The 24,173-nt window shown below is 63.1% G+C and carries 27 protein-coding genes, 1 tRNA gene and 1 pseudogene; 12 read left to right on the forward strand and 17 right to left on the reverse strand.

Annotated elements, in window-relative coordinates; translation table 11 throughout:
- Window positions 1-156 precede the first annotated feature (156 nt).
- The 7 genes and pseudogenes from WN72_RS29905 to WN72_RS29930 all read right to left on the reverse strand — a co-directional run bounded on the left by WN72_RS29905 (window position 157) and on the right by WN72_RS29930 (window position 6,963).
- On the reverse strand, window positions 157-822 hold the full coding sequence (locus WN72_RS29905; protein WP_092213744.1) for a hypothetical protein: 666 nt from the start codon (window positions 820-822) through the stop codon (window positions 157-159).
- A gap of 73 nt (window positions 823-895) precedes the next feature.
- Window positions 896-1,192, reverse strand: a complete 297-nt coding sequence (locus WN72_RS29910; protein WP_167380635.1) for a hypothetical protein — start codon at window positions 1,190-1,192, stop codon at window positions 896-898.
- Window positions 1,193-1,262: 70 nt separating this feature from the next.
- Window positions 1,263-1,496 (reverse strand): annotated as a pseudogene (locus tag WN72_RS47070) (hypothetical protein); the annotation flags it as partial.
- 425 nt (window positions 1,497-1,921) lie between these two features.
- Window positions 1,922-1,996: transfer RNA gene (locus WN72_RS29915), tRNA-Thr, on the reverse strand.
- A gap of 517 nt (window positions 1,997-2,513) precedes the next feature.
- Window positions 2,514-5,627 carry an efflux RND transporter permease subunit gene (locus WN72_RS29920; RefSeq protein ID WP_092213742.1) on the reverse strand — a complete coding sequence of 1,038 codons (3,114 nt, stop codon included), beginning with the start codon at window positions 5,625-5,627 and terminating at the stop codon, window positions 2,514-2,516.
- A complete protein-coding gene (locus tag WN72_RS29925) occupies window positions 5,624-6,727 on the reverse strand; it encodes an efflux RND transporter periplasmic adaptor subunit (protein WP_092213836.1) in 1,104 nt (367 codons plus the stop codon). Before WN72_RS29925 ends, WN72_RS29920 begins: the two co-directional genes overlap by 4 nt.
- A 5-nt stretch (window positions 6,728-6,732) precedes the next feature.
- Window positions 6,733-6,963 (reverse strand): hypothetical protein, encoded by a 231-nt coding sequence (locus WN72_RS29930; RefSeq protein ID WP_143130556.1) that lies wholly within the window; start codon window positions 6,961-6,963, stop codon window positions 6,733-6,735.
- A 136-nt stretch (window positions 6,964-7,099) separates the two neighbouring features.
- Between WN72_RS29930 and WN72_RS29935 the strand changes: the two genes are divergently transcribed.
- The 6 genes from WN72_RS29935 to WN72_RS29960 are packed head-to-tail and all read left to right on the forward strand — an operon-like array spanning window position 7,100 to window position 11,239.
- Entirely contained in the window at window positions 7,100-7,618 is a 519-nt protein-coding gene (locus WN72_RS29935; RefSeq protein ID WP_092213738.1) for a Na+/H+ antiporter subunit E, read from the forward strand.
- Window positions 7,611-7,901 carry an MrpF/PhaF family protein gene (locus WN72_RS29940; RefSeq protein WP_027560005.1) on the forward strand — a complete coding sequence of 97 codons (291 nt, stop codon included), beginning with the start codon at window positions 7,611-7,613 and terminating at the stop codon, window positions 7,899-7,901. The genes WN72_RS29935 and WN72_RS29940 overlap by 8 nt, the downstream gene beginning before the upstream one ends.
- Window positions 7,898-8,191 (forward strand): cation:proton antiporter, encoded by a 294-nt coding sequence (locus WN72_RS29945; RefSeq protein WP_027560006.1) that lies wholly within the window; start codon window positions 7,898-7,900, stop codon window positions 8,189-8,191. The genes WN72_RS29940 and WN72_RS29945 overlap by 4 nt, the downstream gene beginning before the upstream one ends.
- Window positions 8,188-9,132, forward strand: a complete 945-nt coding sequence (gene mbhE, locus WN72_RS29950) for a hydrogen gas-evolving membrane-bound hydrogenase subunit E (RefSeq protein WP_092213736.1) — start codon at window positions 8,188-8,190, stop codon at window positions 9,130-9,132. The genes WN72_RS29945 and mbhE overlap by 4 nt, the downstream gene beginning before the upstream one ends.
- A complete protein-coding gene (locus tag WN72_RS29955) occupies window positions 9,129-9,470 on the forward strand; it encodes an NADH-quinone oxidoreductase subunit K (RefSeq protein WP_027560008.1) in 342 nt (113 codons plus the stop codon). Before mbhE ends, WN72_RS29955 begins: the two co-directional genes overlap by 4 nt.
- Window positions 9,470-11,239, forward strand: a complete 1,770-nt coding sequence (locus WN72_RS29960; RefSeq protein ID WP_092213734.1) for a complex I subunit 5 family protein — start codon at window positions 9,470-9,472, stop codon at window positions 11,237-11,239. Before WN72_RS29955 ends, WN72_RS29960 begins: the two co-directional genes overlap by 1 nt.
- A 58-nt stretch (window positions 11,240-11,297) precedes the next feature.
- Here the strand turns inward: WN72_RS29960 and WN72_RS47905 are convergent, their stop codons facing one another.
- From WN72_RS47905 to WN72_RS29975, 3 genes are all read right to left on the reverse strand, one after another.
- Window positions 11,298-11,453 (reverse strand): SEC-C metal-binding domain-containing protein, encoded by a 156-nt coding sequence (locus WN72_RS47905; RefSeq protein ID WP_092213732.1) that lies wholly within the window; start codon window positions 11,451-11,453, stop codon window positions 11,298-11,300.
- 549 nt (window positions 11,454-12,002) lie between these two features.
- Complete coding sequence (locus WN72_RS29970) at window positions 12,003-12,422, reverse strand: GFA family protein (protein WP_092213730.1); 420 nt, start codon at window positions 12,420-12,422, stop codon at window positions 12,003-12,005.
- The gene (locus tag WN72_RS29975; protein ID WP_092213728.1) at window positions 12,419-13,105 is read right to left on the reverse strand and encodes a class I SAM-dependent methyltransferase; all 687 of its coding nucleotides are present in this window, start codon (window positions 13,103-13,105) and stop codon (window positions 12,419-12,421) included. Before WN72_RS29975 ends, WN72_RS29970 begins: the two co-directional genes overlap by 4 nt.
- 86 nt (window positions 13,106-13,191) lie before the next feature.
- Here WN72_RS29975 and WN72_RS29980 point away from each other — a divergent pair, with 86 nt between their 5' ends.
- The gene (locus WN72_RS29980; protein ID WP_244553686.1) at window positions 13,192-13,953 is read left to right on the forward strand and encodes a dienelactone hydrolase family protein; all 762 of its coding nucleotides are present in this window, start codon (window positions 13,192-13,194) and stop codon (window positions 13,951-13,953) included.
- A gap of 218 nt (window positions 13,954-14,171) precedes the next feature.
- On the opposite strand, the gene WN72_RS29985 is transcribed toward WN72_RS29980, so the two are convergent.
- Window positions 14,172-15,869 (reverse strand): methyl-accepting chemotaxis protein, encoded by a 1,698-nt coding sequence (locus WN72_RS29985; RefSeq protein ID WP_092213726.1) that lies wholly within the window; start codon window positions 15,867-15,869, stop codon window positions 14,172-14,174.
- 246 nt (window positions 15,870-16,115) lie between these two features.
- Between WN72_RS29985 and WN72_RS29990 the strand changes: the two genes are divergently transcribed.
- Window positions 16,116-16,307 carry a hypothetical protein gene (locus WN72_RS29990; RefSeq protein ID WP_092213832.1) on the forward strand — a complete coding sequence of 64 codons (192 nt, stop codon included), beginning with the start codon at window positions 16,116-16,118 and terminating at the stop codon, window positions 16,305-16,307.
- Between the two features lie 3 nt (window positions 16,308-16,310).
- Here the strand turns inward: WN72_RS29990 and WN72_RS29995 are convergent, their stop codons facing one another.
- Window positions 16,311-16,544 (reverse strand): vWA domain-containing protein, encoded by a 234-nt coding sequence (locus tag WN72_RS29995; protein ID WP_143130555.1) that lies wholly within the window; start codon window positions 16,542-16,544, stop codon window positions 16,311-16,313.
- A 45-nt stretch (window positions 16,545-16,589) separates the two neighbouring features.
- On the opposite strand from WN72_RS29995, the gene WN72_RS30000 reads away from it, so the two are divergent.
- Window positions 16,590-16,973, forward strand: a complete 384-nt coding sequence (locus WN72_RS30000) for a hypothetical protein (RefSeq protein ID WP_092213724.1) — start codon at window positions 16,590-16,592, stop codon at window positions 16,971-16,973.
- 303 nt (window positions 16,974-17,276) lie between these two features.
- On the forward strand, window positions 17,277-17,531 hold the full coding sequence (locus WN72_RS30005; RefSeq protein WP_027560016.1) for a hypothetical protein: 255 nt from the start codon (window positions 17,277-17,279) through the stop codon (window positions 17,529-17,531).
- Window positions 17,532-17,567: 36 nt separating this feature from the next.
- On the opposite strand, the gene WN72_RS47655 is transcribed toward WN72_RS30005, so the two are convergent.
- The 4 genes from WN72_RS47655 to WN72_RS30025 form a co-directional block, all read right to left on the reverse strand.
- On the reverse strand, window positions 17,568-17,810 hold the full coding sequence (locus WN72_RS47655; RefSeq protein ID WP_027560017.1) for a DUF6719 family protein: 243 nt from the start codon (window positions 17,808-17,810) through the stop codon (window positions 17,568-17,570).
- 242 nt (window positions 17,811-18,052) lie between these two features.
- Window positions 18,053-18,760 (reverse strand): outer membrane protein, encoded by a 708-nt coding sequence (locus tag WN72_RS30015; protein ID WP_027560018.1) that lies wholly within the window; start codon window positions 18,758-18,760, stop codon window positions 18,053-18,055.
- 285 nt (window positions 18,761-19,045) lie between these two features.
- Window positions 19,046-19,468 carry a hypothetical protein gene (locus WN72_RS30020; protein ID WP_027560019.1) on the reverse strand — a complete coding sequence of 141 codons (423 nt, stop codon included), beginning with the start codon at window positions 19,466-19,468 and terminating at the stop codon, window positions 19,046-19,048.
- A 312-nt stretch (window positions 19,469-19,780) separates the two neighbouring features.
- On the reverse strand, window positions 19,781-20,149 hold the full coding sequence (locus WN72_RS30025; protein ID WP_092213721.1) for a His-rich protein BRANT: 369 nt from the start codon (window positions 20,147-20,149) through the stop codon (window positions 19,781-19,783).
- A 250-nt stretch (window positions 20,150-20,399) separates the two neighbouring features.
- Here WN72_RS30025 and WN72_RS30030 point away from each other — a divergent pair, with 250 nt between their 5' ends.
- Both WN72_RS30030 and WN72_RS30035 read left to right on the forward strand, forming a co-directional pair.
- Window positions 20,400-20,942, forward strand: a complete 543-nt coding sequence (locus WN72_RS30030; protein WP_092213719.1) for a tetratricopeptide repeat protein — start codon at window positions 20,400-20,402, stop codon at window positions 20,940-20,942.
- 109 nt (window positions 20,943-21,051) lie between these two features.
- Entirely contained in the window at window positions 21,052-22,437 is a 1,386-nt protein-coding gene (locus WN72_RS30035) for a serine hydrolase domain-containing protein (protein ID WP_167380675.1), read from the forward strand.
- Here the strand turns inward: WN72_RS30035 and WN72_RS30040 are convergent.
- Window positions 22,427-23,995, reverse strand: a complete 1,569-nt coding sequence (locus WN72_RS30040; RefSeq protein WP_092213716.1) for a S10 family peptidase — start codon at window positions 23,993-23,995, stop codon at window positions 22,427-22,429. The genes WN72_RS30035 and WN72_RS30040 overlap by 11 nt on opposite strands.
- Between the last annotated feature and the right edge of the window lie 178 nt (window positions 23,996-24,173).

Below are 24,173 nucleotides of genomic sequence, written 5' to 3' on the forward strand. Positions count from 1 at the left end.
CCTCGACGATCAGATCGTGTTGCAGCTGAAGGCAACGATCGATGCTATGATGCAACCGCGCGGGCGTTCACGTCTCGCGTGCCTGCTTCCTTCCTTCGCTGCGAGGCGCCATTGCCGGCGCAAGCGAGGCCCGTCCATGCACCTCAGATGCATCGGTCATGGCTTGTCGTTGGTCAGCGTGGCCCGCATGTGCTCGATAGCATCGATCACCTGCGTGAGTTGCTGGTTCTGGAAAGCAACAACTACATACTCTCTTAGTGCGGGAGCGTTGTGGGCCACGAAATCGATGAATGATGCTGCATACGGCGCAGCATATGTCGTGGCAGCTATCATTCCACCTACCGTGGCCGTTCCGGCTCCGCGCGCCACTCCCTTCTGGTACTCGGCAACCAGTGCCCGATCCTCATCGCTGCGCGCATCGGCAAGCGATTGACAGGTCAAGTAAGCACGGCGGACAAGCTGGACGATCAGATTTTTGGACGTTCCTGCGACCAAGTCCTGGGCTTGCTTCGCGTTGATATTGTCGGCTGTTGCGGCCGCCGCCTGCAAGGAAGCGCTTAGAACCTTGCCAGTTTGCTCAGTCGTGATACCCCGATCGACAGCGGCGCTTTCGACGATTGGTTTGGCTGCGCCGATGTTGTTCAGGACTGAAGTATGCTCCTGAGGTCCCACCCTTGTTGCGTCCAGCTCAACCAAATCCGGATTGCCGAGAACAAAGACATTCCATGCCTCGACGGGACGCCGCAATGCTTCAGCGACGGACGGGGGGAGCTTCGCGTAATACGGCTCGGTGCTGCTTTTGACGGCGTCGTGTTGGGCCACGACATTCCGTAGTGAGTTGCCGCACAACCAGAGGACCTTTTTGAATTCGACCTGCGGCCAAGTGGCCGGCTGCTCAAGAAAAGTGGTCCAGTGCGTCGTTTATTTGAGCGCGCTCTTGACTGGGAACATCCTCCTTGAGCTTGCTCAGCTGCTGACGAATGCGCACGTAGAGTTGGGATTGCTCGGGGTCGTGCGGGTCGCGAGGAGGATCAGGCAGCAATTCCAGAGGTCCACGGCGCGATGGACGAAACGTGATAGCCTTTTCGTTCTGATCAGGGATTGCCGTGATAGGTGGAAATGATAGCCGCTGCGGAGTGCCCGAGCGCTCTTGCGCGCTCCCCTTGGTCGCATAAGGATCGAACTCCGCCATCGATCGAGCGATTTCTTCGAGAGGGTCGCTCGCTATTCGCTTCAGTCGCGGCGAGCCGTTGCCTTGTTCGCTGAGCCGCCTCCCTTGCACGTTGCGCGGCCTCGCCCTCAACTTTGCGGACGGCCTCTTCCAGGGAAAGGCGTTCGCGTGTTCTCTCGCTCTCAGACAGTGGTGGCTGCACGCTTCTGAGTTGTGCAATTAGAGCATTCCGTGCGCGTTCGTACAGCGCGCGACGGCTCTCACCCGGAGTGTTAGGGTCTAAGGCCTCGATAGCGCGTTTGACCAATGGGTAGTAATCGGCCAACGTATTCTCCCTCTGCGATCACTTTCCTATTTAGCGCTTTGCGCGGATACGTAAAGGCGGGTCGACATTCCTGCGTTGCCTTCTTCCACGGCCCCAACTTAGGGCGAATGTGGCTTCGAAACCTGCCCCTTGCCGTGGACCTTATATTCCCGATCAAAGAACGCCTTGACGGCCGGCACGTACCGCCCGACCATCAGTCCATCGATCTTCGGAAGCCCCGGGCTTCGAGTAAGGTGACCACTGCGCGCCAATGCGAGTAGCTGCCGCGCCCAAGGACCGCCTCGCTCAACGATCGCTCATCCGCGAAAAGTGGCAGGTCTTGAATTGTGATCTGGCGCATGCGCTTGCGCGCCGGCGACATCGGATATTACCCGCCCGGCCAACGCCGGTATAAAAAGAAATTATGGGAGCTGAAGCGCAGTTAGTGGTGCCGGCGGAGAGGATCGAACTCCCGACCTTTGGTTTACAAAACCACTGCACTACCGCTGTGCTACGCCGGCCGTCGCCTGCTCATACAAAATCGCGACGACTGCGGCAACCGCGCTCCCGCGAAGGACTGAGCGCGCACGGAGGCGCGCGCCGATCAATTTACCCCACTGATTACCCTAGAAATATTTCATAGACCTATCCAACTGAAATATCGACGATAATTCTTATAAAGCTCCTGTTTTGTAAACCGAAGGTCGGGGTTCAATCCCCTCAGCCGGCACCATTCGACTATTCCCAGCCTTCGCCAGACTTCGTTTCAGTGACAGAAATTGCTGAAACATAGGTGATTTTCCCTTCGTAGACGTTCGCTATCGTCCGCGAGCTGCCGCGCGTTTTGTTGGTATCCGTGTTGGTATGCGCGCTTTTGAAGCCGAGGAGATACCAACAACTGTTCGGGGAAAACAAAAACAGAGGGGGGATGATGGCTTTGACGGACGCCCCCTGTCGAGCCGCCAAGAAGGCCGAAAGCCGTACAAGTTGAGCGATAGCGGCCGCTTTCTTTAAGGGGGATGAGCGGCTTTGAGCTTGCTACATCGTCGTAGGCGAAGATTCCCCTTCGGAGCTTTGCCCTCCGCGTATTAGCGGCTTACGCAGCGCGGGACCTTTGGCCGACTCCGAGGCGCCGAACCAGGTGATATAGAGCGTCGGGAGGAAGACGAGCGTAAGAACCGTGCCAACCAGCAAGCCACCCATGATCGCGAAGGCCATTGGCCCCCAGAAGACTGTTGGTGCGATAGGGATCATTCCAAGGACAGTTGACACAGCGGTCAACATGATCGGGCGAAATCGGGAGCCGCTGCCGTCGACCGCGGCTTCCCAGGGCGTCTTCCCTAGGGCGCGTTCGGCGTCAATCTGACCAATCAGAATGACCACGTTCTTGCTGATCATGCCGAGAAGCGCCAGCACACCAAGAATGGCGACGAAGCCGAGCGGCCTTCCTGAGAGCATCAAGGCGGCAACGACACCGATCAGACCAAGCGGCGCCACGCTGAGGACCATGAAAAGTTTCGGAAAGCTCTGGAGTTGCGCCATAAGGATAGTGAACATGACGAACAGCATCACCGGAACCACGGCCAGCACAGATGCCTGGGACTTCTGGCTCTCTTCCACCGTGCCACCCACGACCACGTCGTACGACGGCGGAAGCGTCTTTCTGAAGCTCTCGATCGCCGGCCACAGCGACGTGACCACGCTTGCCGGCAACGTGTTGCCGACGATAGCCGCCTGGACGGTCAAGGTCGGAACGCGATCGCGTCTCCAGATGAGTGGAAATTCTTGATCATATTCGAAGGATGCAAACTGGCTGAGAGGAACGGTTTGCCCGCTCGGCAAGGCCACCTGCAGATTGCGCAGGCTGTCGAGCGAAACTCTCTGCGCGTCGGTCGCACGCGCGACCACGTTGACCAGGTAGATATCGTCGCGAACCTGGGTTATCGGTATGCCGGTCATCACCGCGTTCAACGCGGTTGCGATCGCCTGCGAGCTGAGGCCGAGAAGGCGGGCTTCACTCTGATCGATGCGGATGCGCACCTGTCGATCGGGCTCCATCCAGTCGAAATTGACCTGCTTGGTCTCCAGACTCGAACCAACGATCCGTCCAACATCGAGCGCAATCTCTCGTACCCGTTCTACGTCAGGCCCGCTGACGCGGAACTGTACTGGCCATCCAACCGGAGGTCCAAGCTCGAGCGGAGAAACGAACGAAATCGCTTTGGGAAATTCCTGAGCCAGGAGCTTTTCAAGCTTGGCATGCAGCCGTTCGCGGGCCGCGACGTCCTTGGCGACCACGACGCTCTGGGTGAAGAAGTCATTCGGTAGTTGCACATTGAGCGGCAAGTAGAAGCGGATGGCGCCGCGTCCAACATAGGTGCTCCATCTTGCGACATCGGAATCCACCCCAAGAGCTGCATCCAGACGCTTCGCCGCCGCCTCGCTCGCATAGATTGACCCGTTCTGCGACAAACTGATGTCTACCAGCAATTCCGGACGATCCGACGACGGAAAGAACTGCCGCGGGATCAACGGCATCGCAAGGACCGCGGCTACTAGGAGCGCCACCGAGATCGCGATCGTCAGCCATTTCCCGCGCATGGCGAATGTCAGGAAGCTCCGGTACATCCGGAAAATCCTGCCCGGATCCGCGGAGTCGCGTTGCCGCGGCGGGACCAGGATCGCAGCGCCGAGCAGTGGCGTAAAAATGACCGCCACGAACCACGATACCAGCAGCGCGATCGTGACCACGGCGAACAGCGAGAACGTGTATTCGCCGGCCGAGCTCGCCGCAAACCCCACCGGGATAAAACCCGCGATCGTCACCAACGTGCCCGCGAGCATCGCCATCGCATGGGTCCGGTATGCGAAAGTTGCCGCTTCGACCTTGCTGGCGCCCTCCGCCAATTTGCTGAGCGTCGCATCGGTCGTGGTCATCGCGTCGTCGACCAGCAACGCGAGCGCAATGATCAGTGCGCCAAGCGATATGCGCTGCATGTCGATGCCGAGTAGCGCCATGATCGGAAACACGATCGCCAGCGTGAACGGTATCGCAAGCGCGATGATCAGGCCTGGTCGTACGCCGAGGCTGATGAAGCTCACCACCATGATGATGGCGATCGCCTGCATCAGCGAGACCATGAACTCCCGGATCGCGTGCTCGACAACAACGGGCTGGTCCGCGACCAAGCTGGGCTCAATTCCGATCGGAAGTTCCGCCTTGATCCGGGCCATCGCCTTACTGAGGTTGGCGCCGAGCGCGAGGATGTCGCCGCCATCCCGCATGGCGATTGCAAGTCCTATTGCCGGCTGGCCGTTGACACGAAACATCGGGTGGGGCGGGTCGGTGTAACCGCGCCGTACGCGGGCTATATCGCTCAAGCGCAACATGCGGCCGCCGGCCGAGAAGTTGATGTTGGCGATGTCCTGCTCCGACTGGAAGCTTCCCGACACCCGAATGGAAATGGTTTCCGAGCTTGTCTGTATCGTTCCGGCCGGACGCACGATGTTTTGCGACTGGAGCGCTGCAATCAGGGCGGATCGATCAACCCCGAGGGCCGCGAGCTCCTTGGTAGAAAATTCGACGAAGATCACTTCATCCTGCTCGCCCAACAGCTCGATCTTCGACACGTCGGGCACGAGAAGCAGCCTCGAGCGGATCTCCTCGACCCGATCGCGCAACTCACGCTGGCTGAAGCCGTCGCTGGTGAAGCCGTAAATGATCCCGAACGTATCGCCGAATTCGTCATTGAACCCCGGTCCAATCACGCCGTCGGGCAGCGTATGGCGCATGTCGCCGATCGACTTGCGCACGTGGTACCATGTATCGGCAACCTCTCTTGCGTTTGCGCTGCCCTTCAGATTCACGAAGACGGTCGAGACGCCGGCCGTCGTGAAACTTCGCAGGAAGTCGAGATGCGGCGTCTCCTGCAGTCGACGTTCGAGGCGCTCCGTCACCTGCTTCACCGTTTCCTCAACGGATGCGCCGGGCCAGGCGGCCTGAACGACCATGGTCTTGATAATGAAGGCTGGATCTTCGTTGCGCCCCAAGCGGAAATAGGACAGTACGCCGGCAATGACCGCAATGATCATCATGTAGACGACCAGCGAGCGGTGTTTCAGCGCCCAATCGGAAAGATTGATTCCGCTCATAGCCCTGATCCGAGAACGCGGACTGTCTGACCCGGGTGAAGCGCCTGGACGCCGGCGGTGACGATGACTTCACCGGTGTCTAGTCCTTGCGAGATCACCGCTTGAGCTTCGTCGAACCGTAGCACATCCACATTGCGAACTGAGACAGTGTTGTTGGCGGGATCGACGACCCACACGGCGGGGCGCTGGTTCATCCTGGTCAGGGCGGAAGAAGGAATATCGATCATCGGCCCGGCGCTCGTGTTCACCCGTCCGACGACCGTCGCGCCCAGCCGCATCGCCGGCGGGGGATCGGTCAGACCGACTCTGACCTCGAAGGTCCTCGTCACGGCGCTGGCCTGCGCGGCGACCTCGCGAACGCGCCCCCTCGCCTTTATTGTCTGATCATCGGCTAGGCTGACTTCGACCTCCGGATCCGAGGAAGCCGACCTGACCAATTGAGAGGGAACGTCGAAGACGGCATCGCGGCCGTCTTGTCGCGCGATCCTCGCAATCATCTGCCCGACCTGGACCACTTCGCCGGCTCCCGGGCCGGTGGCGGTTATCACGCCGGGCGCATCGGCCGTCAGTTCGGTGAAACCGACGAGGTCATGTGCGGCACTCAGTTGCGCCTCAGCCGCGTCGACCTGCGACTGCGCGGTTTGCCGGGCCTGGGTGGCAGCATCGAAATTGGCGCGCGTTGTCCATCCCTGCGCCAAGAGCGTCTCCTGACGGTCGAAGTGATTGCGCGCCTGCGTCAACTGTCCCTGCGCCGCAGCGAGGGATGCCTGCGCCTGACGCAGTCCATTCAGTTCGTTCTGTGACTCCAATCGCGCCAGCACTTGGCCGGCTTTGACCCTGTCGCCAATCTTGGCGTCGTTGCTCAGCAGTCGCCCGGATATCCGGAACGCAATATTCACTTCATCTTCGGCCTCGATCCGCCCTGTAAATGTCAGGGGTGTTGTGACCTTGCGCTTTTCCACAGTCGACGTGCGCACGATTCGCGGAACCGGCGTGTCATTCGTTGCCTGTTCTCTGCCGCAAGCCCCCAGGCTCAGCGAGAATGCCGCCACGAACGTCGACGTGACCATGTATCGGAACGTGCAACGGCTGCCGCTCATAGACATCACCTCTTGCGTTCCAAGGCTGTCTTGCGTTCCAAGGCTGTCTTGCGTTCCAAGGCTGTCTTGCGTTCCAAGGCTGTCGCCCTGGGTATTTTGCCGAACGGCTCCAGCGTTAAAATCGGTAAATCTACTCGGTGCAGCTGGATATAATCGTGGTTTGCCGAGGTGAGTTCGTAGGGAATATCCTGAGAGGTGATCAGGCCTTCACCCGATATCGCCAGTTCTGCTGCCAACACATGATGAGAGCGTGAGATGGAGCATGGCGCGCGGCGGAGCCGTCGCGCGCTACTCGCGCTTCACTCGGATCGGCGCCGTTGATCGCCGCAGCGCAGACGCTGACGCAAGTCGGAAACGAGCCAGGAAGCGGCCATGAAAGGTCCCTCGGCTGATCCAGATGCATGCGCCGCCGCCGCTGGTCGATTGTGGCCGGTCGCGACGTACCGAGCGGCATTGTTCTTTTGCCTGTGGCTGGTGCTTGCCGGTGTCGATGTTGCCGATCTTCCCGCCGCCGCGGCCGCGATTGCCGCGGCAACTTGGACGAGCCTGCACCTGCTCGAGCCGAGCCGCGCGCGGCGATCGGTTCGCGCCATCGCCCGCCTGATCCTTCTTTTCCTGTATCACTCGGTGGTCGCCGGAGCAGACGTTGCAGGGCGCGCACTTAATCCCCGATTGCCGCTGCACCCGGGATTTGTGACCTATCCGAGTCGGCTTTCGCCCGGGCTGCGGCAGAACGTGTTCACGACGCTCACCAGCCTGCTGCCCGGGACGGTGCCGGCGGGCGAGGAGGACGGAGAGATTGTCTATCATTGCCTCGACATCCGGCAGCCGGTCGTGACCGATCTTGCCGCCGAGGAATTGGCGCTGGTTCAAGCCCTATACAATGACTGAGTTCCTGACCGCCGCAGTCGGCTTGATCCTGGCCCTGCTGGCACTCGGGCTGGTGTCGATATTGCGTGGTCCGGGCGATGCGGACCGTATGATGGCGGCGCAATTGATCGGCACCGCAGGCATTGCCGTGTTGCTCCTTCTCGGTACCGTGACGGGCGTCCCGGCGGCCATCGACGTGGCATTGATCCTGGCGTTGCTCGCCACCTTCGCGTCCATCGCGTTCGTCAAGAAGGGGCTTTCCCGCCTCGAAACCGACGGGCTTGATTCAACGGGGGACAGATGAACCTCGCACGCGACGTCGTGACGATTGCCTGCGTGTCGGCGGGAGCGTTCTTCTTCCTCGCCGGCACCGTCGGCCTTCTTCGCTTTCCCGACACCCTGACCCGCCTACACGCGCTGACCAAGGCAGACAATCTCGGCCTGGGCTTCGTCGTGCTTGGCTTGCTCCCACAGGCAGGAAGCCTGCGCGACGGGTTGAAGCTGATCTGCATCTGGATGTTCGCACTGCTTGCCGGCGCCACCGTTTCCCAGTTGATCGCGCGCACGGCGCGCCAGAGCGGAGCGGCCAAATGAGTACTGCAACAGTCTTCGAGATCGCACTCGCCGCCGTGGTGCTGGGCCTCGCCATCTGGACCATCGCCGTCCCCGATACCTATTCGGCGACCGTCGGGTTCGTCGCCTACGGCCTCCTGGTTGCGCTGATATGGGTGCGTCTCGACGCGGTCGATGTCGCACTAACGGAGGCCGCCATTGGCGGAGGTCTCGGCGGCGTGATGCTGTTAGGGGCGGCCGCCAGACTGCGCGGTAGCGAGGTGGCAACGGCCGGACGTTGCAGCCCAACCGTGCGTCTCAGCGCCGCCATATTGTCTGCATCGACGGCGGCGATGCTGGCTTTCGCAATCTTGCTCCTGCCGAATCCGCCACCAACGTTGGCACCGGCGGCCGTCTCGAATGCGGGAGCAACCGGAATGGCCAATCCCGTCACCAACGTGCTCATGGCCTTCCGCGGGATGGACACCATGCTCGAGAAGGTCGTGCTCCTACTTGCCATCGTCGGTGTGTGGTCGCTCGCGGCGGACCGCAATTGGGGCGGTCGTCAGGGACCGCGCCACGAGGCTGACCCCAAGGGCGTTCTCGCCTTTCTCGCGCGCCTCCTTCCTCCCGCGGGCATTGTCGTCGGCATTTACATGCTGTGGACGGGGGCCGATCACCCCGGCGGAGCATTTCAGGGCGGCGCGGTTCTCGCGTCGATGTGGCTCTTGGTCATCATGGCTGGTTTGGCGGATACGCCACCCGTGAGCAGTCCACGGCTGCGGCTGGTCCTAGTGGCCGGGCCCGGCCTGTTTCTGGCCGTCGGCTTCGGTGGACTTTGCTTCGGAGCGGCGTTCCTCGCCTACCCGGTTGCAATCGCTAAACCTCTGATCCTTGGCATCGAGGTCGCGATGACCCTGACGATTGCAGCGACACTCGCCCTCCTGCTCGCCGGCGCGCCGGAAAGGAGTGTCGAGCCATGAGCGGCGTCACGGTGTTTGGATCATTCGCAGCTGCGGCGATTGGACTTGGGCTCTACGGCCTGATTACCAATCCGCGACCGCTTCGCAAGATCATCGCATTCAATCTGGTCGGCAGCGGCGTCTTTCTGCTGTTTGGCATCGTCGGACGAAGGGGCACCGCGGCGGGCGTTGGCAATGATCCGGTCCCACAAGCCCTGGTGATCACGGGAATCGTGGTGGCGTTTTCCGCAACGGCCCTGGCGATTGCCTTGCTGCTCCGATTGTTCCAGACCGGCGGCCCCTTGACGCTCGGCAGTCGCGCGCCGCCGGGCCCGCGGTCAGATCCATCCGGTGACTAATGTTGCCTCCTGCCTCAGCGCTGGCGACGACGACGTCCGGCTTCCTGCTAGTCCTGTCGATCGCCATACCGGTCGCTGGCATCCTGCTGGCGTTCACTCTCGGCGACCGTTACGTCCGGCAGGTAGCCCTCGCGGTTGTACCGTTGGGGTTGGCGATTGCGGGGGCCATTCTCCTGGCCGTGCCGCAGGGCGGCGGCCTCATAGTCTATCTACTTGGTGCATGGTCGCCCCCGCTAGGAGTGGCCTTGCGCGCGGACGGACTGTCGGCGGTGATGCTCGCGACCACCGCGATTGTGATCTGCGTGGTCGCCGTCTTTGCCACGACTGACTTTCGTCCAGCATCGGACGCACGCACATCCTTCGCGTTCTGGATCCTGTTGCTTGCCGTTTGGGCAGCGCTGAACATGATCTTCGTTGGCGGCGATCTCTTCACCCTGTATGTCGCGCTGGAGTTGCTGACATTCGCCGCAGTCCCGCTGGTCTCCCTCGATGGCCGCGCGGAGACGCTTCAGGCCGCGTTACGCTATCTTGTCTTTGCGTTGCTCGGCTCGGTTCTCTACCTGCTGGGCGCGGCCCTGCTCTACGGCTTTTATGGGACGCTCGACATGGTGCTCATGTCGCGTGTCGTCTCAGCGCAGCCGGGCGTGCTCATTGCCGTCGCATTGATGACGATCGGCCTCCTCGCAAAGACCGCGCTCTTCCCGTTGCACCTTTGGCTGCCGTCCGCTCACGCCGGCGCGCCGGCCGCGGCGAGCGCAATTTTATCCGGCTTGGTCGTGAAGGGATCGTTTTTCATTCTTTTGCGGCTTTGGTTCGACGTGATACCCGGCTTGCCCAGCTTCGCTGCCGCGCAATTCCTGGCGGCACTGGGGACCGGCGCGATCGTGATCGGAAGCGTGGTCGCCTTGCGGCAGGAGCGCCTCAAGCTGCTCGTAGCATATTCGACGTTGGCTCAGATCGGGTATCTCTTCTTGATGTTTCCGCTCGCCGTCAATGCCGTGGGTCAACTCGAGACCGGGCAGGCCCTTGCGGCGGGATTGCTGCAGACGATCTCTCACGCCACTGCCAAGGCGGCGATGTTCCTGGCCGTCGGATCGATCTACACCGAGCTGGGGCACGACCGCATCACCGGGCTGGGCGGTGCCGCACGTGTCCTACCTCTCAGCGTACTGACCTTCGCAGTGGGTGGCCTCGCGCTGATGGGCGTTCAACCCAGCGGCGCAGCCTTTGCGAAAGAGCTTCTGCTGCAGGAGGCAATGAGGACAGGACAGTGGTGGTGGGCCGCGGTGCTGCATGCCGGTGGAATGTTCACGACCGCCTATGTCCTGTTGGTTCTGGCCTTTGCGCTCGCGCCTTCCGATCAACCGATCGCGCCCATCCAGACGGCGCTGCCACGCCGCGACCTAGCCGCGCTCGCCCTGGCGACCTGTTCGCTGCTGCTTGGCTTAGTACCCTGGGAACCATACCTGCCGATCTCACATGATGTGATGCCGAAATTGTTCAGTCGCGATGGGCTCGCAAAATTGCTCCTGTCTGTGCTGGGAGGTGCGACGCTCGCGATCCTGCTAAATCCCTGGCGGCATCCGCTGGCTGCCTCGTCCGGTTGGAAAGCGATGGGCAAGGTGCTCGAGCCGCTACGGCGCATCTGCTTTCGATTCGGCGACCTGGTCGACAAAGCCGATAGTATTCTTCGTCAATGGGCCGCGGCAGGCATCTCCCTGCTACTGCTCGGCCTGGCCCTCGCCGTATTGATGTTCGCCGCAAACTGAAGACACACCGTTCGGATTGATCCAGCCCGGCAGCAGTTGGTTCTGCCGCACACCACCATCATTCGCACCGGGTTCGCTTTGCAAGCGAGACATCAGCCCAGCCAAGCGGATCAGCCTCAGCACTCCGACTTCGCAGGAAGTGACAGTGTTTGTATTTCTTGCCGTTGCCGCAGTAACACGGCTCGTTGAGTTTCGGTTTGCCGGAACTTCGCATCTCGCTACCCCGGAAATTTGACCAATCACCATATAGGTGGCGTCAGTGGACAGGGGCCGCGGGTTGCCGGCGTTTTCCTCAGCGAAACTTCGCCTGCCTTCGCGATCTGTTGGTATCCGCATTGGCATGCGGCTGAGTTGCCATGCAAAAGATACAATAATCTCAACTAATTAACACCAATAGTTCATCCCCTCAGCCGCACCATTGGTTTAGTCGCCACCGCGTCCTGGCCTGAAGCGAGAACCAAATCTTCAGGTCGGCGTTATCCTTGGGCTCTAGAGCCGTCTCGCGGAGGTCTAGCGATGGACCCGAATGATCGGACAGCCTTGGCCCTATCCGCTGTCGCCTTGGCCATCGCCCTTGTGGTTGCAACGACAGTCACGTTGGAGCGCGTCAATACCCGCACCGCCGGCAACGACTCGCCTCCCGGAACGGTAGGCCTCGCTCGGCCTCACCCGCCGCTGGACCGTGCGCCCGGCGAACCGATACAGACGACAGGAGCGCCGTCTAACGGAAGTGTTCGGCAGCGTCCCTGAGCGAACGTCGGCCTCAGCCTGAACCCTTGCGCGCGCTGCTCTGTTCGAAGTGCTCGACACCCGTGCCGGCGATCTCGACCCAGGCATGTTTCGACTGCTCGAACACGGATCTGACCGGCGCCGGAAAATCCGGGTCCGCGATGGCGCCGACGGCAACGCCGATCATCGCCGGCAGATTGTCGGCCTTCCAACAGACCGTCGAGCCGCAATCGGAGCAAAAATAGAAGCGGACCTCGCCCCCGCTTGCGGCGGCGCGAACGTATTCCTTCGGTGCGCCGGAGATCGTGACGGCTTCGATCGGATAGAACGCAGCGACACCGAACGGTGCCCCGGTTCGCCGCTGGCAGTCGATGCAATGACAGGCCGCGACCAGCTTGGTCGGTCCCGGAAGCGAAAGTGAAACAGCGCCGCAACTGCATCTGGCATCGATCATCGGACATCCTCCAGCCGCCACAGCCCAAGGCTCTTGTCGCGCCAGCCGCCTCCGCCCTCCTCGCAGCGCTCGTTGATCAACTCGCGCGGCGCGGGCCAGTTGAACGGCGCCTTCACCATGTTCAGCGCGCGCCAGTCGCCGTCCTCGCAATCCCTATTGTCGTCCCATTCGGGAAACGTCGTGAGAAGCAGGAAGCGCGCGCCGCTCGCGCGGAAGTTCGCGACAGCGCGAGCGATGTTGGCGAAACTCAAATGCACCAGGCAGTCGCGGCACAGGATCAGATCGGCAGACGGCACCGCATCGCGGGTGATGTCGGCGACTTGGAAGCGACCGGGAAGTTCACCACGGGCCGCGCGCTCGCTGTTGGCCGCGATCAACGACGGCACGATATCGATGCCGGTGTAGCCCACGTTTAGCTTCATGCTGCCAATCCAGCCCGCATCGCCGCAGGGCGCATCGAGCAGCGCGCGCGCGCCGAGTCGTTGCAACAACGGCGGAAGCGCGTCCCGGATCGCGGCGGTGGCGCGGTCCTCCGAGCCGAGGCCCGACACTGACGTGGCCGCGCCCCACAGGTTGGTCCGCTCGATCCGCTCGAACCGCGCGGCGAGATCGAGGCCCGCGAAACTGTCGCGGTCGGCGACGAACCGCTCATGGGCCAGCACGGGTGGACGTTCGGGGATCATCGGACCTGCACGAGTCAAACTTCCGTCGCAAGGCCACTATACAGCCGGTGTGCCGCGCCTGAAATCTCCTTGAAGCGAGCCTGCCGATGATCACCCGACGAATGGCCATGGCCAGTCTCGCCGCGCTGCTGTTGCCTGCCACGGCGCGTAGCGCGCCAAACGAGCAGTTCAGCGTCGCGGCCGGCAACGAGAGCCTGCCCGTCTTGCGCTATGCGGCGAAGGTCACCGGAAAGCGCCCCGCGGTCATCTTGCTGCACGGCTCGCGCGGCATCGAGCTCAGACGACGCGCCTATGAGCGCTATGCCGATGCGCTGTCGGCCGGAGGCATCGACGCCTATCTCCTCCACTACATGACCACCACCGACACGGCCGCGCTCGATCCCAAGACGAGCACGCAAGCGAACCGCAAGGCCTATGACACGGGGCGCTTCGACGGCTGGTCGGACACGGTCTCCGCCGCCATCACGACCATTCTCGGCCGCCCCGACAGCTCCGGACATATCGGCCTGCTGGGCTTTTCACTCGGTGGCTTCATCGCCGCCAATACTGCTGCCCGTGACGAGCGCGTTGCCGCGCTCGCCGTACTCTATGCCGGCTTGCCCGACGCGATGGCCAGCAAGATCAGGCATTTGCCGCCGATGATCGAGCTACACGGTGAAGCCGACCGGAACGTACCGATCGCAAACGGCAAGAAGCTGATCGCGCTGGCGAGGTCCGTCGGCGCGGAAGCCGAATTCGTGCCCTATCCTGACAAGGCCCACGGCTTTGATTTGTCTGATACCAACCCGGCGACTTTTGACGCGATCGGTCGCGTCACTCGTTTCTTCCACAGCAGGCTCGCCGCCTGATCGCGTCGTGGCCGGCTGCCGTCCACGGATTGGACCTCGGTTCAACATGCGCTAGCATCCGGCGCCATGCGCCCCAGCACCACAAAACAGAACGCCAGGATTATCGCCGGCGCCGTGACGGCCGTCATCATGACGGCCGTCCTGTTTGTCATCGCGCTTGCATTTCTGCTGGCACGATAGAGGTGGTCAGCGCGGCGGACGGGTGCCGCCGCGCGCCCTTACGCCGCGCGCACGGTGCGCAGGAATTTTCCGACTTCGTCCTTGAGGCGGTTGCTGTCGGTCGCCAGCATCTTTGCGGTCGAGAGCACCTGCGAGGAGGCCGAGCCGGTCTCGGCCGCGCCGCGCTGCACGTCGGTGATGTTCGAGGAGACCTGCTGGGTGCCGTGGGCGGCCTGCTGGACGTTGCGGGAGATCTCCTGGGTCGCGGCGCCTTGCTCCTCGACGGCGGCTGCGATGGTCGAGGACACTTCCGACAGCCGCTCGATCGTCGCGGAGATGTCGCGGATCGCGTTCACCGATTCCTGCGTCGCGGTCTGGATGCTGGAAATCTGCTGGCTGATCTCGCCGGTGGCCTTCGCGGTCTGCTCGGCCAGCGTCTTGACCTCGGAAGCGACGACCGCAAAGCCGCGGCCAGCCTCGCCGGCGCGCGCCGCCTCGATCGTGGCGTTCAGCGCCAAGAGGTTGGTCTGGCCGGCAATGGTGTTGATCAGCTCGACGACGTCGCCGATGCGCGTGGCCGCAACCGACAGCTCGCTGACGCGCTCGGTCGTGGTGCGGGCCTGGGTGACGGCTTCGCCCGCCATCCGCGCCGATTCCTGCACCTGGCGGCTGATCTCGTTGACCGAGGAGGACAGCTCTTCCGTCGCGGTCGCAACCGATTGCACATTGCCGGTGGCCTCGCCCGACGCGGCGACGACGACCGAGGTCAGCTCCTGCGCGCGATGCGCGGTGGTGGCCAGCGTCGAGGACGACGCCTCGAGCTCGGTGGACGCCGATCCGACCGTCTCGATGATCTCGCCGACCGCCCGCTCGAAGCCATCGGCAAGGTTGATCATGTCGCGGCGGCGCTGCTCAGCCGCCTGCTTCTCGGCTTCGGCCTGCGCCGCCTTGAGCCGCTCGACCTCGAGCCCGTTGGTCTTGAACACTTCGACGGTCTTGGCCATCTCGCCGATCTCGTCGTGGCGGTCCTTCTCGGGCACCTCGGTCTTGAGATCGTTGCGGGCGAGGCCTTCCATGGCGAGCTTGAGGCGGGCGATCGGCCGCGACATCGCGTTGAAGCCGATGAACAGCGCGATCGCGATACCGAAGACCAGGCCGCCGGCGCTGACACCCATCACGGTCCACGTCGCGGACCTGGCGTCGCGGGTGATGGCTTCTTTGCGCTTGCTCGTCGCCTGCGCGGTCTCGGTCACGAACGTGACGATGCGCGAGAGAGCCGCGTCCAGCACCGGATCGCACTCCTTGTGCGCGCGGTCGGCAGCCTTGGCATTGTCCTCCATGCTGCTTGCCTGCGCGCCGGCCTGGAGCACCGGATCGCAGCTGGTGAACGCGGCCTTGAGCTGATCGCCGATGCTCTTGACCTGGCTGGCGCGAGCGGGGTCGTCTTGCACGGCGGCATCGAGGTATTGGCCGATTTCGTTGCGGTTCTGGTTTGCGGTTTTGAGGCGGGCGGCGTTGCCGGCTTCGGTCGCCTCGGTGAAGACCGCATAGAGCGCCGCATGGTAGGTCTCGGCGCGGCGCTGGGCCCGGGTCAGATTGAGCGCCGAGGATTGTGCGGCGGAGAGCTCGGCGAACCCGTCCACGGTCGCCGAGAGTTCGCGTGCGCCAAAGCCTGCGACCGCGACCATCGCGCAGCCCATCACGGCCACGATCAGCGCGACCTTCCACACGATCTTCAGATTGTTCAAAAAGCTCATCTCAGCCGTCCAATGATGTTCCGCCCAGGCGTAAGCCCAGCAACGTGCATTGGAACCCGGTATCGTTAAGAATTGATGCCAAATGGCCCGAGTAGTCATACGGAAAAATAACCTTCTGCTGCGCACCCGTAAGCTCGGCGTAAGCTTCAGCGCATTTTGTCGGCATCTCGAACAATCCAGCCCGCGGAACGAATTGCGCGCGTCGATCGTTTTCGGCCCATGCGGATCTGGGAAGAAAATCGAAACATGCTTCTGCTGGGGACCGTGGCGCTTTGTTGCGCCCTCATCGCCGGCACGCTTGCGCTGCTGGAGCCGGTCTTCGGACCGCCGCCGGAGCGGCAGGTCGCTGACAGAGGACCGATCGATACGGCAGCGCCGGGGACGGTCCGGGTGATCGGTGCGCCCTTCGTGCCGAACGTCAATCCGCGCGAGCGGTAGCACTCACCTCGCCGGCGCGCCGTCACCTTCGCCGGCCTGGGCATGAAGACGGACCAGCTCCTCGACGAACGCGATCACCTCCGCCCGCTTGTGGGGCGGCAGCAAGAGGAAGGCGCGGACCAGCCTCAAGCCTTCCACTTCGTCCAACTCTTCTTTTTCTTGTCCGGCATCCATTCCCGCACTGTCGGGCGCACGGGAAAAATATGCAATCCCTTGCGGGATACCTTCTTGATTCATCCCTCGCGCTTTGGTGGAATGGTCGCAGCAAGGATGGGGTGGCCCATGAAGTGGATCAGAGAGCGCGACGCACTGATCGCGCAGACACTGGCCTTCGTCCAATCCGTAACCGGCAAGAAGGATGAATTCCATCCGCCGGAGCGCCCGACTGCTGCTTTCGAGGTGACTCCGGACGCGACCATCAAGGCGGTCACGATCGAAGCCGAGCCGCAAGCCGCATCTCCTCCGCCGGAGCCACCTCGGACCCTGCAGGTCCCGCCACCCCGCATGAGTGGCGATTTCCGCACCGAGATGCAGGTCCGGATCGCGAATTTCCGCAAACATCAGGAGCGGTTCGAGCGCGAGCGTGAGGATTACTGTGCGGCAACCCTGACCAAATTGCGCGCCGCCATTCGCGACGGCTCTACCCGTCCGCCGGCCGAAGAATAAGGCCGGCTCCGCGATTGGGACCTTACAGCCAGGACCAAACCAGCAAGAGATTGGTTGCGCACGCGCCAAACAGTGCCAGCGTCAACGGCAGGAGCATGTGCCCGCAGCAGGTTTTGAGGTCGCTCGTCATGACCAAAACATCCGCTGATTCCGGCTGGAGAGTCCCAGGGATTCTTTTTTTTGGGATTCAGGACTCGTTTACGACTCAAGGCTTGGCCGCCCCGATCACGGCGCCGTGATCGTACGGTCGGCCGGAACCCTCCCCCAGCGCAATCGTTAACGGGCTTTCCCGGAGCGGAAAGAATGCCCTACGCCCTGTTCTGCAACGACGCTCAGATCAGCAAAGCCTATCCTGATGAGTCCGACGTCTGGAAGATCGCACAGCGGAGCGGCCTGGTCGTCGATATCACGACCGACGAGGAGCGACACGGCCCGCGCCGGGTGCTCGACAACGACTATGAGATCAAGCCGTGCCGGGCAGCCCAGGGCGAGGACCCCGCCAGGAACAAGGCTGAGGCCGAACGGGACTCGCGCCTGGAGCTTGAACTGAATTCCTAGGATGCGGCCGGAAGCCCAGAGGATCTCAAGAAGAGATCAGGGTGTCGCGGTCGCCAGGGATGCCTGCTCGCCCGCCAGGGCGACACAGGCCTTGCGCCGATGCAGCCCGCGGATGGCGCCCGTCACCTTCAGCACCTTGCCCGACGGGCAGGACGCGTCCTTGACGAAGGCCACCTCATAGGGTGCCAGCATCAGAGGCTCCGATTTGAGGATTGTCTGTGCAGAGCACGGCAGGCAGGTGAAGCATGAGAGCACTACTGCCGACACAAAGATACGCATGTCCGTCGTCCCACCAGCCCGGTAATTCTCATATAACGCGCCCCGGAGTGCGAGTTCCGTAAGCGGCAAAAATTATTTTTGCTTTACCCCAGTCCCATGACGCGCGTGAGAAGGCGCGCGCCCGAATGTTTGCTTGCAAATGACGCGCCAGATGGTTCACGCAAAGCAAACATCGGCGGCCGGCAAACGAAAGGCCGGCGCGAGGCCGGCCTTTGTCAGATCCTGGATGGCGGTGGCCGGGCTCAGTAGCGCGAGCCCGCCGGCCCGCCCCAGCCGAAGCGGTAGTTCACACCGACCTTGACGGTATGCTCGTCCTCCCGGCCGCGAACCCCGACGATGTCGGCCGGGCCGGAGGTGAAGGTCGTGCTGCCGAAATTATAGTACTGGTACTCGGCCTTGGCCGACCAGTTCGGGGCGAACATGTATTCGAGGCCGGCACCGACGGTGTAGCCGTCCTTGTTGTTGCCGGTCGCGGTGAAGCCCTGCGGCACGCCGGCGATGTTGACGCCGAGGCCGCCATTGCGCCAGGCGTAACCGCCCTTGGCGTACAGCAGCGTCGGGCCCCAGGTGTAGCCGATGCGGCCGGTCACCGAGCCGAGCTGGTCGGTGTTGGACGTCACCTGCGTGCCCAGCGGGAACGTCACGCCGTTGTTGTTGGTCGGGAGCCAGGAGTACTGGGCCTCGACACCCACCACCCAGTTGGGCGCGAACTGGTAGTCGAAGCCGCCCTGCACGCCGCCCAGGAAGCGGGCGTCGCTGGACTGAAAGCTGCTGTCGCCGGCGAACGCGCCGCCGACATGGCCGCCGATGTAGAACCCGGTCCAGTTGTAGATCACCTGCGGCGGCGTATAGGCCGGCGCCTTGGTGTAGGTGCGCGGCTGCATGTCGGCCGCTGCGGCCGGCGCGGCCAGCGCAAGCAGGGCAACAGCGCCCAGCAAAATCGTCTTCATGGTCATCCCCGTTCTTTCATACGACACTCTGGAAACAACGTGGCGTGAATTGGGTTGCTTCGCGGCGATGCCGGAACGTTGATCGTTCGCGACTGTGACGGGGTGGCAACAACGCGATTTTGTTCCGTCGCATCTGCTGGCGCCGACAGATTCTGTCGTCGGCGCGAGACCCGCCGTCACCATTTGTCGCAAGGCGAAACCACCCCGTTCAAAGCTCGCCGAAATGTGATCCAGCAGCTCCGGCAGCGTCCGCTCTAGCACGCGGTGATGAAGGCCGGCTTTGCGCTACCGTGTCATCTTTTCCAGTTCCGGAAAGGCTGCGTAAACCGCGCCAGCGCAGAGCTCGGTAGTCCGGTCGACGACGCGGTCCGCCCGGCCGTTGACGAAGATGACGGCGCGCTCGCGCATGGCCTTGTAGCTGCCGTCGCTCTCGCGCGGGGTGAAATGCAAGCAGCTGATATAGAACTGCCGACCGCCAACCTCACGCTGCACCGGCTCGGCCATGCTGGCCTCGCGCACACCGACCGGATTGTTGAGGTAGGTGCGCATCAAGGCGAGCGTGTCGCTGCGGAAATTGTCGGGAAACGGCTGCGGCCCTCCGGCCTGGGCCCCGCCCATCAGGGTTGGACGGTCACCCTCGCTGCCGAAACAGGCCGCGAGCGCCAGCGGCAGCACCAGGATCGCCGCACGTTTCGTCAATCGCCCCAAGGACTACATTCTCCGGCCAGTCAGACTCGGACAATGTTCTAGAGCATTTTCGGTTCTGATTGAATCAGAACCGAAGCTCTAGATTCTTGTCTTGACGCGTTTTCTTCACACGAACCGGCGTCCACTTCGCTTGAAAACGCTCTCGCTCCAAGGTTGCGCAAAGGGAATTCGCTTCGCAATCCAGCCAGCACGGCGCACCGGCCCGCCGGCCAGCACCCGTGCTACCGCGCGGGGCATGACGAACGGGCCGGGCCTGAATTCCGCACGCGGCGACAGGGCAATGCCAGGGATGCCGCCGCGCGGGATCAGTCGTTAGCTGCGCTTCTCGGTCGTCACCGGCTTGGTGACATCCGGCTGCGTCTTCAGCGACTTCTTCGACGACAGGTGCTTGTGGTGATGGCGATGGGTACGCACGGTCTTGTGCTCGTCGGGCGTCACGGCCGCGTTGGCATTCATCGCCTTCGACTTGGTGTCGGCCTTGGCATCCGCCTTGACGTCGGCGGCCTTGCTGTCGGCCTTGACGCCGGCGTCCGGTTTCGCGACCGTCGTCGACGTCTTGGTCTGGCTCTGGTCCGCCTTGATCACCGGGGCGGTCGTGGTGGTCTTGCCGGCCTCAGCCGCGAAGGCCGGGGCTGCGATGACGGAAGCGGCGAGCAAGGCTGCGGAAATGGTCTTCAGCATGGTGGTCTCCTCTTGGAAGGATCTTGAGGCGGCGCCCTCTCGCCGACCCTTCGATCGTAGGTGGGAGGCTAGGCGCCACGCACTGAACCCAGTCTGAAGCCGGTTGCAGGCTTCCGTTCATCTCGATGACAAGTTTGTCATCTGGCTTGGGGAGAATAGATCGTGCGAAGCGGGAATGTTTCTGCCCAATGGGTGTTCCGGTCTTCGGGCAATCGTGTAGGATCGCCACGTTCCATACGGGAGAACTTAGATGCGCAAACTCTCAATGCTTCTTGTGCCGGGACTAGTCGCCATAACGCTGGCGGCCGCACCGGTGCTGTCCAGCGCCTATGCCGCGGGCAGTGACGAGCCCTCCTCGCCGCCGAAGTCGGACTCCTCGTCCAAGAAGGGCAAGAAGAAGAGCTCCTCCGTCAGCGATCCCAAATTCCTCGCGGCCTATCGCACCGCCTATACCGCCATCTACGACAACCACGACTACACTGGCGCGATCGGCCAGCTGAAGTCGCTCAAGCGCGACGACGTCGCCGACGTTGCGAACCTGATCGGCTACTCCTATCGCAAGCTCGGCGATTACCAGTCGTCGAAGGTCTATTACGAGATCGCGCTGAAGGACGATCCGAACCACGTCCGCACCTGGCAGTATTACGGCCTCTGGCAGCTCGAGCAGGGCAACCGCGAACAGGCGCAATATCACCTCAACAAGATCGCCTCGCTCGCGGGCACCGACAGCTCCGAATATCGCTCGCTGGCCGCAGCGCTCGACAAGCCGACCGGCGCGACGCTCGTCTACTAAGACAATCGCATCTTGCAACTTCGCGAACGGGCACAACCTTTCGGTTGTGCCCGTTCCGCTTTCTCGGCTAGCCTTGCGTACCAATCCTCCCCTCGCAAATTGGTGCGCAATGGACACGTGGCTGCGATCCGCGATCGACTACATTAGCTCCTGGATCGAATTTCAGCAGACGACATTCCAGCAACCCGGCGCCATCATCGCATTCGTCCATCGGGGCGAAATCGTCGCCGAGCATGCGTTCGGCCTTGCCAATCTTGACACCGGCGAAAAACTCACCCCGCGCCACCGCTTCCGCATTGCCTCGCATTCGAAGAGCTTTACCTCAGCCGGCATCATGAAGCTGCGCGAGCAGAAGAGGCTGCGGCTCGACGATCCGGTCGGCCAATATGTCGGCGGCCTCAATCCGCGCATTGCCGAGACGACGATTGCGCAGGTGCTCTCGCACAGCGCGGGGCTGACGCGCGATGGTGCCGATTCCGGCCAGTTCATCGACAGCCGGCCCTATCTCAACGTGAAAGAGCTGCTCGCGGAATTGAAACTGCCGACCGCGATCGAGCCCGGCACGCGCTTCAAATATTCCAATCACGGCTTTGGCCTGATGGGCCTCGTAATCGAAGCCGTGACGAAAGAGCCCTACTCCACCTGGATCAAGCGCGAGATCATTGCGCCGGCGGGCCTGCGCGAAACCGAACCGGACGCGCCGCCGCCGAAGGGCGCCGCATTCGCGCGCGGCCATACGCGGAAGCTGCCGTTCGGCGAGCGCTGCGTGATCCCGGGGGACAATCCCGCGCATGCGATGGCATCGGCCGCGGGTTTCGTCGCCACCGCCGCCGACACTGCCCGCTTCTTCGCGCAGCTCGCACCCAATGCCAAAAAGAGCGTGCTGTCGGTTGCCAGCCGCCGGGAGATGACGCGACAGCATTGGCGCGTTCCGCAGAGTTTCGAGGCCTATTACGGCCTCGGTGTCAACGCCGGCAAGACCGACGGCTGGGACTGGTTCGGCCATGGCGGCGGTTTCCAGGGCTACATCTCGCGGACCTGCTCGATCCCTGCCTGCGAGCTGTCGATCAGCATCCTCAGCAACTCCATCGACGGAGCGGCGCCGTTCTGGATGGACGGTGCGATGCAGATCCTGCGCGTCTTCAGGAGCCGCGGCGCACCCGACCGACGTGTGCGAGACTGGACCGGCCGCTGGTGGACGATCTGGGGCGCGAACGACTTCGTGCCTGCGGGCAACCGCGTGCTGATCGCCAATCCGCAATTCAACAACCCGTTCATGGACGCCGCCGAGATCGAGGTCACCGGGCGCGACACCGGCAAGCTCGCCTGGGCCGCCGGCTATTCCAGCCACGGCGAGCTGGTGCGCCGCGCCCGCGACAAGCGCGGCAAGGTGAGCGACATCTGGATCGCGGGTGCCAATGTGAAGCCAGCGAACGTCGTGGCACGCGAGATCGCACGCCGCTATCCCCCGCGCAAGCGGCGGCCTACTCCCTGATCAGAGCCTCGACCTCGCTGCGGAACGCCTGCCGTGAGCCGTCGCGCGAATAGAACATGTGGCCGCCGGGATAGACCACGAACTTGACGCGCTGGGTCGCGAAGGCCGGGAGCTGGTCGAGCACCCGCCTGGTTCCGAAATAGGGCGTGGCGAGATCGAACAGGCCGTGTCCGACCAGCACGTTCAGCCTCGTGTCGGTGGCAAGGATCTGGCGCAGCTCCGACACCGACTGCGGCGGGTTGATGCCGCGGCCGAAGTCCCAATGGCCCTCGACGGCGCCGTTCAGGACTTCGTAGGAGCCATCGGGCCGCCAGTTCAGCTTGCGTGTGAGCACGTCGACCGCGGCGCTCGTCAGCGGCGCCTGGAGGGAGTCGCCCGAGGGATCGCCGAAGCGCGAGCTGCTCGAATCCGGATAGGGATCGAGGCCGCGCACCGAACCGTCATAGCGCCCGGTCACCTTGCCGTTCTTGCGGTCCAACTCGCGGCGGAATTCGCCGACGTCGAAGCGGCCGGCGAGCCTGCGGCTGACCGCCTGGTCGATGCCGGTGAGCTCGGCGACCTTGTCGGCGAGCCTGTTGGCGGCCTCCCTGTCCGCCTCGCCCTTGACGAGGTCGGTCAGGAATTCGCCGCGCGCATAAGCCTCGACGTCGGCGAGATCGGTGCGCGTGACCGGTCCTTTGGCCTCGCGCGCGACCGCCACGTAGCTCGGCAAGGTCGCGACATATTGCAGGAGGCTGGTGCCGGTGAACTCGCGGAAGTCGAGCAGCGGCGACACCAGGATCAATCCCCTGACGCCGACGCCATGCTGGAGCTGCAACTGGCGCACGACCTTCGGCCCGCGGATGCCGCCATAGCTCTCGCCCGCGACATATTTCGGCGAGGTTAGCCGGTCGTGCTTCTCGAGCCAGCGGCGGATCACCAGCGCGATCGCATTGGCGTCGCCGTCGACCGAGTAGAACGATTTTCGCGCATCTTCGCCGCTGGCGACGAAGCGGCTGTAGCCGGTGCTGACGGGGTCGATGAAGACGAGATCGGTGAAGTCGAGCCAGGTGTCCGCGTTCGGCTTCACCTCCGGCGAGGCCGACGGTGAGAGAGCTTCGCCGTGAAGCGGCAGCCGCCACGGCCCGGCCGCACCGAACTGGAGCCAGGCCGACGATGCGCCGGGTCCACCGTTGAACAGGAAGGTCACGGGGCGCGTCGCGCGGTCGGCACCGCCGAGCTCGTAGGAAGTGTAAGCGATGTCGGCCAGCGGCTCGCCCTTGCCGTCGAACACGCGGATCGAACCGGCGGTCGCGGCGAAGCTGAGGGTGCGGCCGGGCAAATCGAGGGTCTGCTGCGTGGTGGAGTCCGGCGGGAGACGATGCAGTTCGGCAGGCGACGACGAATTCTGTGACGCGCTTTGCGGGCCGCTGCCGCGTCCGCCCTTCTGACCGGCTGGCGCGGCCGTCTCGGCGCGCGGCTGCGGCGGATCGTCCGCACGCGCAACGCCCGCGACCGCGAAGATCGACACCGCCAGCACCAGGATCGCGCGGCGCGGGTCCCGCAAGGTCGTAACCATGAGCGTTCTCCCTGCCCGGCTATGAGAGCCGGTGCACCTCCGAAGGCTAGCGAGCAAATGCGACGGTTTGGGGGACCGCCGGTTCAGCAACGCCCGAGGAAGCCGGCCGGGCTCAAATCGAGCCGGTTTGTCCGCAAATCGAGATGGACAATCGTCCGTTTGCCTTGACGAGCGGTCC

The organism is Bradyrhizobium arachidis (assembly GCF_015291705.1).
GTDB lineage: Bacteria > Pseudomonadota > Alphaproteobacteria > Rhizobiales > Xanthobacteraceae > Bradyrhizobium > Bradyrhizobium arachidis.

Excerpts from the sequence above, each read along its gene's own strand:
- WN72_RS29910 (WP_167380635.1), bottom strand. The coding sequence starts at position 1,192 with ATGGCGGAGTTCGATCCTTATGCGACCAAGGGGAGCGCGCAAGAGCGC.
- WN72_RS29920 (WP_092213742.1), bottom strand. The coding sequence starts at position 5,627 with ATGAGCGGAATCAATCTTTCCGATTGGGCGCTGAAACACCGCTCGCTG.
- WN72_RS29925 (WP_092213836.1), bottom strand. The coding sequence starts at position 6,727 with ATGAGCGGCAGCCGTTGCACGTTCCGATACATGGTCACGTCGACGTTC.
- WN72_RS29935 (WP_092213738.1), top strand. The coding sequence starts at position 7,100 with ATGAAAGGTCCCTCGGCTGATCCAGATGCATGCGCCGCCGCCGCTGGT.
- WN72_RS29940 (WP_027560005.1), top strand. The coding sequence starts at position 7,611 with ATGACTGAGTTCCTGACCGCCGCAGTCGGCTTGATCCTGGCCCTGCTG.
- WN72_RS29945 (WP_027560006.1), top strand. The coding sequence starts at position 7,898 with ATGAACCTCGCACGCGACGTCGTGACGATTGCCTGCGTGTCGGCGGGA.
- mbhE (WP_092213736.1), top strand. The coding sequence starts at position 8,188 with ATGAGTACTGCAACAGTCTTCGAGATCGCACTCGCCGCCGTGGTGCTG.
- WN72_RS29955 (WP_027560008.1), top strand. The coding sequence starts at position 9,129 with ATGAGCGGCGTCACGGTGTTTGGATCATTCGCAGCTGCGGCGATTGGA.
- WN72_RS29960 (WP_092213734.1), top strand. The coding sequence starts at position 9,470 with ATGTTGCCTCCTGCCTCAGCGCTGGCGACGACGACGTCCGGCTTCCTG.
- WN72_RS47905 (WP_092213732.1), bottom strand. The coding sequence starts at position 11,453 with ATGCGAAGTTCCGGCAAACCGAAACTCAACGAGCCGTGTTACTGCGGC.
- WN72_RS29970 (WP_092213730.1), bottom strand. The coding sequence starts at position 12,422 with ATGATCGATGCCAGATGCAGTTGCGGCGCTGTTTCACTTTCGCTTCCG.
- WN72_RS29975 (WP_092213728.1), bottom strand. The coding sequence starts at position 13,105 with ATGATCCCCGAACGTCCACCCGTGCTGGCCCATGAGCGGTTCGTCGCC.
- WN72_RS29980 (WP_244553686.1), top strand. The coding sequence starts at position 13,192 with ATGATCACCCGACGAATGGCCATGGCCAGTCTCGCCGCGCTGCTGTTG.
- WN72_RS29985 (WP_092213726.1), bottom strand. The coding sequence starts at position 15,869 with ATGAGCTTTTTGAACAATCTGAAGATCGTGTGGAAGGTCGCGCTGATC.
- WN72_RS29990 (WP_092213832.1), top strand. The coding sequence starts at position 16,116 with ATGCTTCTGCTGGGGACCGTGGCGCTTTGTTGCGCCCTCATCGCCGGC.
- WN72_RS29995 (WP_143130555.1), bottom strand. The coding sequence starts at position 16,544 with ATGAATCAAGAAGGTATCCCGCAAGGGATTGCATATTTTTCCCGTGCG.
- WN72_RS30000 (WP_092213724.1), top strand. The coding sequence starts at position 16,590 with ATGAAGTGGATCAGAGAGCGCGACGCACTGATCGCGCAGACACTGGCC.
- WN72_RS30005 (WP_027560016.1), top strand. The coding sequence starts at position 17,277 with ATGCCCTACGCCCTGTTCTGCAACGACGCTCAGATCAGCAAAGCCTAT.
- WN72_RS47655 (WP_027560017.1), bottom strand. The coding sequence starts at position 17,810 with ATGCGTATCTTTGTGTCGGCAGTAGTGCTCTCATGCTTCACCTGCCTG.
- WN72_RS30015 (WP_027560018.1), bottom strand. The coding sequence starts at position 18,760 with ATGAAGACGATTTTGCTGGGCGCTGTTGCCCTGCTTGCGCTGGCCGCG.
- WN72_RS30025 (WP_092213721.1), bottom strand. The coding sequence starts at position 20,149 with ATGCTGAAGACCATTTCCGCAGCCTTGCTCGCCGCTTCCGTCATCGCA.
- WN72_RS30030 (WP_092213719.1), top strand. The coding sequence starts at position 20,400 with ATGCGCAAACTCTCAATGCTTCTTGTGCCGGGACTAGTCGCCATAACG.
- WN72_RS30035 (WP_167380675.1), top strand. The coding sequence starts at position 21,052 with ATGGACACGTGGCTGCGATCCGCGATCGACTACATTAGCTCCTGGATC.
- WN72_RS30040 (WP_092213716.1), bottom strand. The coding sequence starts at position 23,995 with ATGGTTACGACCTTGCGGGACCCGCGCCGCGCGATCCTGGTGCTGGCG.